This is a genomic window from Caulobacter vibrioides OR37 (assembly GCF_000372645.1).
In the GTDB taxonomy this organism is placed as follows: Bacteria; Pseudomonadota; Alphaproteobacteria; order Caulobacterales; family Caulobacteraceae; genus Caulobacter; species Caulobacter vibrioides_E.
Genome location: NZ_APMP01000001.1, coordinates 94463 through 107077, shown reverse-complemented (window position 1 = coordinate 107077; position 12615 = coordinate 94463). Strand labels below are relative to the sequence as shown.

The following is a 12615-nucleotide window of genomic DNA, read 5'->3' as shown; positions in this document are numbered from 1 at the left end:
GTCCGGCGAAGCGCCAGACTCACGTTCCGACAGGAACGCTAGAACGCGTAAATGGTGATGGTATTTTTAACGACATCAAAGCGTGAGTCAATCTTAGGAGGCATCGCTTGCTAAACAGTTCTCTAAAGGAAGGCCCCTCCTCATCCACACCTCCCGCCGCCTAATCCCCACCATCCCCAGCCCCGCCACCTCCCCCGCCTCGCCAAACCGCCCTATATCCTTCCCCAGACGTTCACCACGCCGGGCCTCTAGGCTTGTCCACCCAGTTCAGACTGCCGTTCACCGCCGCGCCGACCCATGCCCGGGAGGACTTCGCCGTCTCGCCCAGCAACGCCGACGCCGTGGCGCGCGTGGACGGTTGGCCGGCCTGGCCTGAAGGAAGGCTAGCGCTGGTCGGGCCGGCCGGGTGCGGCAAGACCCACCTGGCGCGGGCCTGGGCGCGGGCCCATGACGCCGTGGTCGTCGACGCCCTCGCGCCCGAGGCCCCGGACCTGGCGACCCTGCGCGGCCGGGCGGTGCTGGTCGAGGACGTCGACCAGCGGCCCTCGGGCGCGGCCGGCGGCGGCGGCGGCGCGGCGCTGTCCGACGAGGCGCTGTTCCACATCCTGAACATGGCCGGGGTCGACGGCGGGACCGTGCTGCTGACCGGGCGGACCGCGCCGGTCGGCTGGGCCTGCGCGGTGCCGGACCTGCGCTCGCGGCTCAACGCCCTGTGCGTCGCGGCGATCGCGCCGCCCGACGACGTCGTGCTGGAGGCGGTGCTGCGGCGGGCCTTCGAACAGAGGCTGCTGAAGCCGGATCCGGACCTCTATCCCTATCTGCTGGCCCGCCTGCCCCGCTCGGCGGCGGAGGCGATCGCGGCGGCCGACCTGCTGGACGAGGCCGCCGACCAGCGCCGGCGCGAACTGAACAAGGCCCTGGCCCGAGAGGTGCTGGGGGATTTCGAGGGGGATGAGGAGCCGGGTTGAGGCTCTGCCCCTTCTCTTAAGCTCCGTCATTCTCGCCCTTGTGGCGGGAACCCCTGGTTCAGCTGACACGTGAGACGCAAGCGGATCGCTAGCGATCCGCCCCTCCCGCACCCGCGGCGGATAGAGGGGTTCCCGCCACAAGGGCGGGAATGACGGGCGTTTATGATGGAAAGACAGGCGACATCCCCCTGTCTTTCTCCCGTCACTTGCCTCGTTCACGATGGCGCGACACATTGGCGACTAGAGTGCCTTCATGACCGAGACCGCCGCCCTGACCGTGCCCGCCACCGTTCCGCAGACCGACAGCCCCACCCCGCTGGAACTGGACGCCGAGTGGATGGCCTCGCCCGAACGGTTCTTCAATCGCGAGCTTTCGTGGCTGGCCTTCAACCAGCGTGTGCTGGAGGAGAGCGCCAATCCGCGTCACCCGCTGCTGGAGCGGCTGCGGTTCCTGTCGATCAGCGCCAACAACCTCGACGAATTCTACATGGTGCGCGTGGCCGGCCTGAAGGGCCAGGTGCGCGAGGGCGTGCGGGTGGTCAGCCAGGACGGCCTGACGCCCGGCGAGCAGCTGCCGCGCATCAACGCCTCGGCCGCCGAGCTGATGGCCGAGCAGCAGAAGATCTGGCGCCAGGTCCGCACCGAACTGTGGGACGAGGGCCTGAAGCTGCTGGACGCCAAGGACATCGAGGGCGAGGACCGCAAGAAGGCCGAGGCCATCTTCCTCGACCAGATCTTCCCGGTGCTGACGCCGTTGGCGATCGACCCGGCGCACCCGTTCCCGTTCATCCCGAACCTGGGCTTCTGCCTGGCGCTGAAGCTGCGTCGCATCGCCGACGACAAGCACCTGTACGCCCTGGCGCCGATCCCCTCGCAGGTGCGGCGGTTCTGGGAGCTGTCGTCGGTGGTGACGCGCGGCCGCAAGCGCCAGCGCAAGATCATGGCGCTGGAAAGCTTCATCATCCTCTTTTTGGACCACCTGTTCCCCGGCTACGAGGTCGAGGGACGCGGCCTGTTCCGCCTGATCCGCGACAGCGACCTCGAGATCGAGGAAGAGGCCGAGGACCTGGTGCGCGAGTTCGAGGCGCGGCTGAAGAAGCGCCGGCTGGGCCGCGTGGTGCGGGTCAAGATCCAGACCACCATGCCGCCGGACCTGCGCGACTTCATCATCGAGGGCCTGCGCGCCGAGCCCGAGGACGTGATCCTGGTCGACGGCAAGCTGGGCCTGGCCCAGATGAGCGAGCTGATCCCGCCGGACCGTCCGGACCTGAAGTTCCCGCCGTTCAACGCCCGCTTCCCCGAGCGCATCCGCGACCACGGCGGCGACTGCTTCGCGGCGATCCGCGAGAAGGACATCCTGGTCCACCACCCGTTCGAGAGCTTCGACGTCGTGGTGCAGTTCCTTCGCCAGGCCGCGCGCGATCCGAACGTGCTGGCGATCAAGCAGACGCTCTACCGCACCTCCAAGGACAGTCCGATCGTGGCGGCCCTGATCGAGGCGGCCGACAACGGCAAGAACGTCACGGCCCTGGTCGAGATCAAGGCGCGGTTCGACGAGGAAAATAACCTGAAGTGGGCGCGCGACCTGGAGCGGGCGGGCGTGCACGTGGTGTTCGGCTTCGTCGACTGGAAGACGCACGCCAAGCTGTCGGTCGTGGTGCGCCGCGAGGCCGACCAGACGCTGCGGACCTACTGCCACTTCGGCACCGGCAACTATCACCCGTTCACGGCGCGGATCTATACCGACCTCTCCTTGTTCACCTGCGACCCGGCTCTGGGGCGCGACGGCGGCAAGCTGTTCAACTTCATTACCGGCTACGCCCAGCCGGGGCGGCTGGAGAAGCTGTCGTTCTCGCCGATGACGCTGAAGCCGGACCTGCTGAGGATGATCGAGGCCGAGGCCAAGGCCGCCCGCGAAGGCCGGCCGGCGGGCATCTGGGCCAAGATGAACGCCGTCGTCGACCCGCAGATCATCGACGCCCTCTACGCCGCCAGCCAGGCGGGCGTGCAGATCGACCTCGTCGTGCGCGGCATCTGCTGCCTGCGGCCGGGGATCAAGGGGCTGTCGGAGAACATCCGGGTCAAGTCGATCGTCGGCCGCTTCCTGGAGCACGCCCGCATCGTCGCCTTCGCCAACGGCGCGGCCATGCCCAGCGCCCAGACGCGGGTGTTCATCAGCTCGGCCGACTGGATGCCGCGCAACCTGGACCGGCGCGTCGAGAGCCTGGTTCCGGTCGAGAACCCGACCGTCCACCAGCAGGTGCTGGACCAGATCATGGTCGCCAACCTCAACGACGAGGCCCAGAGCTGGAAGCTGGACAGCGAGGGCGAGTATGCCCGCGATCCGGCCTGGAACAGCAAGGGCGCCTTCTCGGCCCACGACTACTTCATGACCAATCCCAGCCTGTCGGGCCGGGGCCATGGCGCCCGCGACCTGCCCCGCGCCTTCGACCACGTGGGGCCCAAGCGGAAGGGGTGAGGGCTTTTGGCCTGCTCCTGCCGCTGGCGCTGCTGACGGCCTGCGGGCCGACGGGGCAGCGGCGCATCGACCTCTGCGCCGTGCAGGCCCTGCCCGCCCGTCCGGGCGTCGACCGCTTCGGCGCGCCGCCGCCGGGGGTGGAGCGCCAGGCCCAGCGCCAGGGCGAGGTCTACGGCCCCGGCGTGTTCGGCGGCTACAACATCCGCTGGTGGGGCCTGTGCGGGCGCAAGGCGGACACCACCGACATGCTGCTGATCGGCCCCGTGCCCTGGGCCTTGACCAAGGGCGGCGCGCGGGCGCGCGGCCGGCAGGTCAGCTACGGAACCTGCTATCATCGCGACGACGGCGACGGCTGGAAGACCATCGCGTGCAGGATCAATCCCTAGATCGCGACCCCCGCGGCCCGCGTAAAGGCCGGCGATGCCAGGTTGGCGGTCACGGTTCGCAGCCGCGCCAGTCCGTAGGCCAAACGCCCTTCCGGCGTCTCCAGCAGCGGCTCACCCAGCGCCAGCCCCTGGTGCAGAACGTCGAGGTCCGGTCCGCCCAGGTCCTCCGCCCTCGCCTGCCCGGCGACGCCGGCCACGAACACCGCAGCGTGAAAAACGTGATTGACCTGTCGGAACAGCCACAGCCGCGCCTGCTCGGCTCTTGAAGCCTCGCGGCCGAAATAGGTGCGCAGCAGCGTGGCCTCGTCCTCCGGATCGACGGCATAGGTGTTGGCGATGGCGGCAAGATCGACATAGCGGTCAGCCCGAAACGCCGCCTCCCAGTCGATCAGCCAAATCCGCCGGCCGTCATAGAGGATGTTGCGCGGATTGAGATCGTTGTGACTGGACACCGGCTCGGGCCGCAGTCGCCGGCACGCTTCGTACAGCCGGGCCCAGCCGTCGAAGGCCCCGATCGGAACCACGCCGCCGCGCCCCGCCTGATCGACGATCATCGCCAGGCCGTCCAGATAGTCGACCAGTGGCGGAAAGCCCTCGATCCCATGCAGCGCCCGCACCGCCTGGGCCAGCTCGACCACGAGGTCGGCTCGCTTCCCCACATAATCCAAAGTCAGTGATCGGGGCTCGATATAGTCCATGATCGCCACGCCATCGTCCGGATCGGCGTAGAGGACGCGCGGCGCGAGACAGGCGCGCGCAGCGAGACCCATACAGGCATAGCTCCGGCGCGGATCGCGCAGCGCGTCAAAGCGGGCCTCGATCCGCAGAAGATAGGCGACGCCACCCACGCGGACGCGCCAGGTCTCGGCGCCCGACAGCCCGCCGGACAACGCCGCACAGCCATCCAGCGCCTCGGTTCCGAACGCGGCGCGAAGGGCTTTTCGGACGACGGGACGCTGGTCGGGTGGAACGGACATCGACGGAACCTCCTGAGCGGAGCTGTCTTATTTACCCGGATGAAATATAAGTCAATATAACCCGGGTAATATTTGAGCCCCTTTACGAGCAAGCCTTCCGCCGCGGTCGTCCCCATGAAAAAGGGGCCGCCCCCGCTTCCCCTGTCCCTCGAATAGGCTAAACCAGCCCCATGCCCTCCCCGGCGCCGCGCGACGCGGCCGTGATCGATATCGGCTCAAACTCGGTGCGCCTGGTGGTGTACCGGCTGGAAGGCCGCGCCATCTGGACCGTCTTCAATGAGAAGGTGCTGGCCGGCCTTGGCCGCGACCTGGGCGCCAGCGGGCGCCTGTCGTCCGAGGGCGTCGCCCAGACCCTGCAAGCCCTCAAGCGGTTTCGCGCCGTGCTGGAGGCGGTCAATCCGGCCGAGACCTTCGTCGTCGCCACCGCCGCCGCCCGCGAGGCCAAGGACGGCCCCGACTTCGTCCGCCGCGTGCGCGAGGAGGCCGGCTTCACGGTGCGCGTCCTCAGCGGCGAGGAAGAAGCCCACTACGCCGCCGTCGGCGTGCTGGCCGGCGCGCCGGACGCCACCGGCGTGGTCGGCGACCTGGGCGGCGCCAGCCTGGAGCTGATCCGCCTCAACGCCACCGGCGCCGGCCAGGGCGTGACCCTGCCTCTGGGCCCGTTCAGTCTGGCGGGTCCCGCCGGGACGGCGAACGGCTTCGACGCCGAGCGCGTCCGCCGCCTGGCCCGCGAACGCATCGCCCCCGTCGCCGCCGATTACAGCACCGACACCTTCCATGCCGTGGGCGGCGCCTGGCGCAACCTCGCCCTGCTGCACATGCGGCTATCGGGCTATCCGCTGCATGTCGTCCACCAGTACGAGATCCCCACCGCCGAGGCCCTGGAGGCCGCGCGTCTGGTCGCCCACCAGTCCAGGAGCTCGCTGGAACGCATCGAGGGCATGAGCAAGAAGCGCTCGGAGACCCTGCCCTACGCCGCCGTCGTGCTGGAGATCCTGATCGAGCAGCTCGGCGTCAAGCGTGTCGAGATCTCGGCCTATGGCGTGCGCGAGGGCCTGCTGTTCGAGGCCATGCCGCCGCGCGTGCGGGGCCTGGACCCGTTGATCGAGGGTTGCGCGGCCCTGGGCGCCCGCCAGGGCGTCGGCGACGAACTGGGCCCGGCGCTGGAGGGCTGGATCGCTCCGGCCTTCCGCGCCCTGCCCGCGCTGTTCGGCGAACGCGACCCGATCCTCGTCGCCGCCGCCTGCCGGCTGGCCGACATGGGCGTGCGCCTGCACCCCGACCACCGCGCCGACCTCGTCTACGAGCAGGTGCTGCGCGCGCCGATCGCCGGCCAGGGCCACGCCGAGCGCTGCTTCCTGGCCGTGGCCGCCCACGCCCGCCACGCCACAACCTTCAATCCGCCCGAGATCGCCACGCTGGAGCGCCTGATGAGCCCCGCCCAGCTGAAGCGGGCCCGCGCCCTGGGCGCCACGATCCGCCTGGCGTGCGACCTGTCGGGTCGGAGCCCCAGCCTGCTGGCCCACTCGCGCCTGACCCTGGACAAGAACCACCTGGTGCTGGCCGCCGAGCCCGGCTTCGCCGACCTGCTGCTTGGCGAACAGACCAGCAAGCGCGCCGGCACGGCCGCCCAGCATCTTGGCCTGAAGCCCAAGATTATCACCGCATGATCCAGGCATAGACCCGACGAGGGTCTATGCTTAATAGGAAAATAATCCCCCCAATGCGGGGTTAAAGCCTCTTCAAACCCGCAAAACGCGGTCTCCACGAGTATAGTTTGTTATCCTTGCCGGCCTAGCGTGACCTCGAACACATAGGGAGGTCAGTGATGTTACAGCGTAAGGTCGACTATCTGGACGCCATCGCGCCGACTCCTTCCAAGACCGCCAGCCCGCGGCCCCAACTCCACGTGGCCAACGATCACGACGCGCCGGCCGTCAGCCCCGCGCGCACCCTGCAATCCGAAATCGGCCGAATCTTCGCCCAGGAGAGCAAATGGTCGGTCCGCCGCACCGTGGCGCTGGGCGCGGCCTTCCACCTGGGCGTCTTCTGCGCCCTGGGCCTGGCCGCCGGCGGCGCGCTGGCCCAGTTCCCGCATCACTGAGCTTGGCATGAGGCGGGGCGGCGGATCATAGCCTCCGCCCCGCCTTTATACCGCTCCCAAGCCGCAGAGCCCCAGCAACGCGCCTCCGACGAGTGCGATCAGGGGATGAAGCTTGGTTCGAGTTGTCACCGCGGCGACGGCCAGCGTGATCGCCGCCAAGCCCCAGGTCGTATCCGAAGCCCGAGCCATGGTGATAGCGCTGGCCGCGATCAACCCGACCGTCACCGGCGCGAGGCCGGCTTGAACGATCCGCCGCCAGGGTCGGTCGCGAAAGCGTTCCCAAGCGCGCAAAGCGAAGGCGGCGAGCAGCGATGACGGTCCAAACGTGGCGATCGATGTGACCGCCACGCCCAGGAATCCGGCGACGCGCCAGCCGACGAGCGGCGCCACCATCATATTTGGTCCTGGCGCGGCCTGCGCCAGCGCGAACAGCGCGCCGAACTGTTCGGCCGTCATCCAGCGCCGCGCATCGACCACCTGCCTCTGCATTTCCGGCAGGATGGCGTTCCCGCCCCCAAACGCCAGCAGCGACAACTCACCGAAGATCAGGGCCAGGGCAAACAGCGTCGATGTCATGGCCGCGCCGCCTTCCAGGTCATCGCGATGCTGATCGGCGCCAACGCCAACATCGTGGGCGGCAACGGCAGCCGCAACCCGGCGACCGCCAAGACGCACGCGGCCGCGATGATGGAGTTGATCGGACTCACGCGAAGCGGCCAAGCGACCTTGGCGGCCATCGAGAGCAGCAATCCCGCCGCCGCCGCCGCGAGACCGGCGAAGACGTGGCGGACCTTGGGATCGTCCTGGAAGCGATCGAACAGCGCTCCCAGCACGATCACGACGACGGTCGGGGCCGCGATCAGGCCAAGGATCGCGGCCAGAGCGCCCGTCGCGCCTCGAAACTTGAGCCCGACGGCGACCGACATGTTGATGATGTTGCCGCCGGGCATGAATTGGCAAAGGCCCAGCAGATCGGTGAATTCATCGGCGTCGAGCCAGCGCCGTTTCTCGACCATCATCCGTCGCGCTAGCGGCAGCACGCCCCCGAAGCCGGTCAGCCCCAGAATAAGGAAGCCGTGGAAGAGCTCGACGACGCTGGGCGGGTCGCGCCTGGGACTGGCGGGGAGAGGAGAGATTGGCATGGACATTGAGCGCCTTGGACTTTGAGGCCCAAGAGCTACTCGCCGCCTTTGCATACTTCAAATATATCTCAGATACATTTTACATACTTTGGACATATGGAATGATTGAGCTGCGCCATCTTCGATATGCCGTCGCCGTGGCGGACGAAGGCCATATCACCCGCGCCGCTGAACGGCTGGGCCTCCAACAACCCCCGCTCAGTCAGCAGATCCGCGCGCTTGAGGAACGGCTGGGCGTCGCGCTGTTCCGACGCCTGCCGCGCGGCGTCGCTCCAACCGCCGCCGGCGAGGTGTTCATAGAGCGGGCGCGAGCCATCCTGGGCGATGTCGACTTGGCGATCGAGGCCGCGCGGCGGACGGGGCGCGGACAGGCCGGAAGACTGGCGGTAGGCTTTACTGGCTCAGCCGCCTTCCATCCACTGGTCGCGAGCGTTATCCGCGCCATGCGCGACGACTCGCCAGACCTCGGCCTGACCCTACAGGAAGCCAACAGCGACACGCTGATCGCCGCCGTGCGAACCGGTCGACTCGATGCGGCCTTCGTTCGCGCGCCGCCCGAGGAAGACGCCGGCGTGACCATGCGACAGCTGCTGGACGAGGAAATGGTCGCGATCCTTCCGAATGATCACCCCTTGCTCGCCCAATATGAAGAAGGCCAGGCGATGCCGCTGGAAGCCCTGAGCGCGGCGCGCTTCGTCCTCTATCACCGGCCAGGCGGTCCAGGGCTCTATGACGGCATTATCGCGGCATGTCGCAAGGCGGGCTTCAGCCCGCGCGTCGTCCAGGAGGCGTCACAGATGACCTCGACACTCAGTCTGGTCGCGGCGGGGCTTGGCGTCTCCCTCGTTCCCGGGTCCATGGGAGGGCTAGGCATGACGGGCTTTTCCCAAAGACGTTTGCGCCACGGAGACGCGCCGGTCGCGCCGCTCATCCTCGCCTGGCGCACCGGAGAGGAAAGCGGTCCGCTCGCTCGTCTCATCGAGGACGTTCGGCGCGCGCTCGCCGTGTAAGGGCGCGCCCCCCTCACCCCTCCAGCCCGTATCGCTTGGCTCGCTCGGCCACGCGAGGATTGAGCGATAGAGCCTTGGCCTTGTCGGCGTCGGCCTCGGGGATCTTGCCCAGGCGGCGCTGGACGACGCCGCGGGCGTACAGCGACCAGGCTTCGCGAGGCGAGCTCGCGACGGCGGCGTCGTAGTCGGCCAGGGCCTTGTCCAGTTCGCCTCGGCGCAGGCGGACCAGCGCGCGGCTGTCGAGATAGGCCGCGTCGCCCGGACGCAGGCGCAGCGCCGCGTCGCAGTCGCCAAGCGCCTTGTCCAGCTCGCGATTCAGCAGGGCGCGCGCCCAGCAGCGACCGTTGAAGGCCTGGGCGCGGGCGACGTCCTCGGGATGGCTCTTGAGCCAGAGGTCGAAGCTGTTCAGGGCCAGGTCCGGCGCGTCGGCCGACGAATAGAGGCTCCCCAGCCGGATGCGTGCGCCCGAGGACGGCGCCAGGGCCTCGTCGGCGATCTTCAGGTCGGCCAGGGCGCCGGCGGGATCGCGCGACCCCAGCCGCAGCTGCGCCCGCGTCAGGCGCGCCTCGGCGTTCTTCGGATCCAGGACGATGGATTTGTCGAGATCGGCCACGCCCAGCAGCAGCTGCCGATTGGCCAGGTGAGCCCGGGCGCGCTGCAGCAGGTATTCGGCGTCGTTCGGCGCCATGGCCACGGCCTTGTCGAAGTCGGCGATGGCTTCGTCATACTTGCCGCGCGAGGCCAGCACCGCGCCGCGACGGCCATAGCCGGCCGCGTCCGTGGGCTCGGCCGCGGCGTCGGTCAGGTCCAGGGCCTTGCCGGTCTCGTCCACCGCGCCCTTGGGGTTGATGCCAAACAGCGGTCCGCCTTCGTAGGTGAAGAACATCCGGTGGTTCTGGTTGTCGACGAACACCCGGTGGGTCTGAAAGAAGTCGACGCCGATCAGCATGTCCGCGTCGTCGAGCGACTGGTCGACGATCGGCAGCATGGGCCCCTTGATCGCCTCGCCGCCGATGTCGATCTTGTCGAAGCGCGCCCGCCAGATCCGCACCCGCTTCTGGCCGACGCCGGAGGTGTAGCCCTCGACCGGCGCGCCGGACTTGTCGGGCCGCACACCAAGCTTGGCGGCCGCCGACAGCGACATCGACGTGAATTGCGCCCCGGTGTCGAACATGGCCTTCAGCTTGACGCCGTTGACCTCGACCGTCGCGATGGTATGGCGGTCGCCGTTCTCCATCGGCTGGACGCGCAGCAGGACGAAGGGCTTGTCGCCCGCCCAATAGGCCAAGCCGGTATCGCCGCAGTTCTGGGTCTTCATCAGACGCACGGCGCCATGGCCCAGGTCGTATTCCGCGCCGGCCAGCCCCAGGAAGTTCTGGCCCAGCAGGCCGGAATAGTGCGTATCGCTGCCGCCGACGGCGAACTGGATGCGCGATAGTTTCTGTCCCGCGATCACGAACTCCTGGGCGGTGGCCACGCCCAGGGACGTCTCGCCGCCCACGCCCTTCAGACGCACGTTGGGACCAAGGTCGCTGACCGACAGGCCAAACTCCTTGGCGTCACCCTCCGAGATCGTGCTATAGAACGCGCCGCTGTCGAGGATGAAGCGCGCCTGGCGTCCGTTGATCTGGGCGGTCACGATCGGCGAACGGCCCTCCATGGTCACGGGCAGCTCGGCGAGCTTGAAGACTTGGCACTTCGACGCCGCCAGGGCCGGCGTGGCCAATAAAGCGGCCCCCAGGGCGACACACGACACCCGCGATACGGACAACATCCCCAACGCCTCACCTCTAGGCGGCGCCAATGCCGCCCTACGCGCATGGCGATCCTCCTACGCGGCCTCGCGGGGAGCAAGGGCCTCGCCGGCGTTCAGCCGAACAAAGCGGCGTAGAGGTCGCGGGCCTTAACCGGCTTTTCGACCCAGCCGGTCATGCCGGCCTCACGGCAGGCGGCGATCTCCTCCGGAGAAACGGCCCCAGTGACGGCGATGACCGGCGTGGCGCGGTTGGCGGGGGTGGCGCGCAGACGGCGAGTGGCCTCCAGCCCGTCCACGCCCGGCATCCGCACGTCCATCAAGATGGCGTCGAACACGTGACGCTCGGCCAGGGCCAGGGCCGACAGCGCGTCCTCGGCCGTCTCGACCCTCGCGCCAAAGGCTTCCAGCAACTGCCGCAGGGCGCGGCGATTGATGTCGTGGTCGTCGACCACCAGCACCAGCGGCGCGTCGTCGCGCACCGCCAGGGCCTCGTCCCGCGCCTCGGGCGCCGGCGCCCTTCCCTCTGGCGCGGGCAGGCGCAGGGTGAAGCGCGCGCCGCCGCCCTCGGCGTTGGCGGCGCACAGGTCCCCGCCCATCAGCCGGGCCAGGTCGCGGCTGATCGCCAGGCCAAGGCCCGTGCCGCCGAACGCCCGCGCCGTCTCGACGCCGGCCTGCTCGTACGGACTGAACAGCCGCTCGATCTGGTCGTCGGCCAGACCCGGCCCGGTGTCGCGCACCTCGATCGACACCACGCGAGGATCGCGCGACTCCACTTGAACCCCGACCGCCACCTCGCCCTCGGCGGTGAACTTGATGGCGTTGGAGAGCAGGTTGTTCAGCACCTGCCGCACTCGCATCGGATCGCCCTTCACCCACTGGGGCATGACCTCGTCGCCCTTCAGCACCAGGCGAACGCCCTTGGCCTCGGCGGCCTTGCGCCAGAAGTCGACCGCGTCGGCGACCACGGCCCGCAGGTCGTGATCGACGACCTCGACGCTCATGCGGCCCGCCTCGATCTTGGAAAGGTCGAGGAGATCGTTCAGCAGGCCGCGCATCATCAGGCCCGCGTCGGCGATCAGGGCCGCGTCGGGGCGATCGCGCTCGAGGGACTCCGCCCCGGTCAGGATGGCGTTGATGGGCGTGCGCAGCTCGTGGCTGACCATGGCGATGAAGGCGGACTTGGCGGCCGTCTGGGCCTCGGCCGCCCGCCGGGCGGCGCGTTCGGCCGCCAGGGTCCTGCGCGACCATAGGAAGACCAGGCCCAGCGTCAGGGAGAGCAGGCCCGCGCCGACCAGGAAGAACGGCATGACCGGATCCAAGCGATCCCCCGCCGCGAAGGGCGCGATAACCAGATAGGCCACATAGGCGCCGCCCGAAGCGATGAAGGCGGCCACGCAGCCCTCCGCTCCCATCAGCACCGTGATAATGGCCCCCGAGAGCAGCAGCACCGCGGAGGCCGCGCCGAGAGGCGTCCCCGCCGCCCACACCGGCACCGACAGCCAGCCGAACACCGCCGCCAGCGCGCAGTCGGCGACCAGGCTCAAGGAGACATCGAGTCCGGACGGCTCGGCCTTGCGCAGGAAGCGGTTCAGCGCCGCCCACTCGGCGATCTGGACCACCAGATAGACGGCCGCCCAGGGAAAGATGAAGCCCGCCCCGGGCCGGATCATGGCCATCGCGGCCAGCACAAGCACGACGAACAGCCGCAGGGCGATCTGCTTGCGCCGCGAAACCGCAGCCGGCCTGTAGGCGATAGCCAGATCCTGCCAGAACGAACTCAAGACGACCCCCTA

11 protein-coding genes are annotated in these 12615 nt (G+C 69.0%); 6 read left to right on the top strand and 5 right to left on the bottom strand.

Annotation, left to right across the window (positions count from 1 at the left end; all coding sequences use genetic code 11):
- The first annotated feature begins 254 nt into the window (after positions 1-254).
- The 3 genes from hdaA to OR37_RS00505 all read left to right on the top strand — a co-directional run bounded on the left by hdaA (position 255) and on the right by OR37_RS00505 (position 3833).
- Positions 255-968 carry a DnaA regulatory inactivator HdaA gene (gene hdaA / locus OR37_RS00515; protein ID WP_004615140.1) on the top strand — a complete coding sequence of 238 codons (714 nt, stop codon included), beginning with the start codon at positions 255-257 and terminating at the stop codon, positions 966-968.
- 253 nt (positions 969-1221) lie between these two features.
- Positions 1222-3447: an RNA degradosome polyphosphate kinase gene (locus tag OR37_RS00510; protein WP_004615139.1), complete on the top strand. Its 2226-nt coding sequence runs from the start codon at positions 1222-1224 to the stop codon at positions 3445-3447.
- Positions 3444-3833, top strand: coding sequence for a hypothetical protein (locus OR37_RS00505; RefSeq protein ID WP_004615138.1), 390 nt, complete (start codon positions 3444-3446; stop codon positions 3831-3833). Before OR37_RS00510 ends, OR37_RS00505 begins: the two co-directional genes overlap by 4 nt.
- Here the strand turns inward: OR37_RS00505 and OR37_RS00500 are convergent.
- The gene (locus OR37_RS00500) at positions 3830-4810 is read right to left on the bottom strand and encodes a phosphotransferase (RefSeq protein ID WP_004615137.1); all 981 of its coding nucleotides are present in this window, start codon (positions 4808-4810) and stop codon (positions 3830-3832) included. The genes OR37_RS00505 and OR37_RS00500 overlap by 4 nt on opposite strands.
- A 170-nt stretch (positions 4811-4980) precedes the next feature.
- Between OR37_RS00500 and OR37_RS00495 the strand changes: the two genes are divergently transcribed.
- A complete protein-coding gene (locus OR37_RS00495; RefSeq protein WP_004615136.1) occupies positions 4981-6480 on the top strand; it encodes a Ppx/GppA phosphatase family protein in 1500 nt (499 codons plus the stop codon).
- A gap of 155 nt (positions 6481-6635) precedes the next feature.
- Positions 6636-6914 (top strand): hypothetical protein, encoded by a 279-nt coding sequence (locus OR37_RS00490; RefSeq protein WP_081612838.1) that lies wholly within the window; start codon positions 6636-6638, stop codon positions 6912-6914.
- 45 nt (positions 6915-6959) lie between these two features.
- Here the strand turns inward: OR37_RS00490 and OR37_RS00485 are convergent, their stop codons facing one another.
- Positions 6960-7490 (bottom strand): chromate transporter, encoded by a 531-nt coding sequence (locus OR37_RS00485; protein WP_004615133.1) that lies wholly within the window; start codon positions 7488-7490, stop codon positions 6960-6962.
- Positions 7487-8056 carry a chromate transporter gene (locus OR37_RS00480; protein WP_106404326.1) on the bottom strand — a complete coding sequence of 190 codons (570 nt, stop codon included), beginning with the start codon at positions 8054-8056 and terminating at the stop codon, positions 7487-7489. Before OR37_RS00480 ends, OR37_RS00485 begins: the two co-directional genes overlap by 4 nt.
- Before the next feature lie 14 nt (positions 8057-8070).
- Here OR37_RS00480 and OR37_RS00475 point away from each other — a divergent pair, with 14 nt between their 5' ends.
- Entirely contained in the window at positions 8071-9066 is a 996-nt protein-coding gene (locus OR37_RS00475; protein WP_200864111.1) for a LysR family transcriptional regulator, read from the top strand.
- Between the two features lie 13 nt (positions 9067-9079).
- On the opposite strand, the gene OR37_RS00470 is transcribed toward OR37_RS00475, so the two are convergent.
- Together OR37_RS00470 and OR37_RS00465 are read right to left on the bottom strand one after the other, a co-directional pair.
- A complete protein-coding gene (locus OR37_RS00470; protein ID WP_004615130.1) occupies positions 9080-10840 on the bottom strand; it encodes a retroviral-like aspartic protease family protein in 1761 nt (586 codons plus the stop codon).
- A 95-nt stretch (positions 10841-10935) separates the two neighbouring features.
- Positions 10936-12603: a response regulator gene (locus OR37_RS00465; RefSeq protein ID WP_004615129.1), complete on the bottom strand. Its 1668-nt coding sequence runs from the start codon at positions 12601-12603 to the stop codon at positions 10936-10938.
- Between the last annotated feature and the right edge of the window lie 12 nt (positions 12604-12615).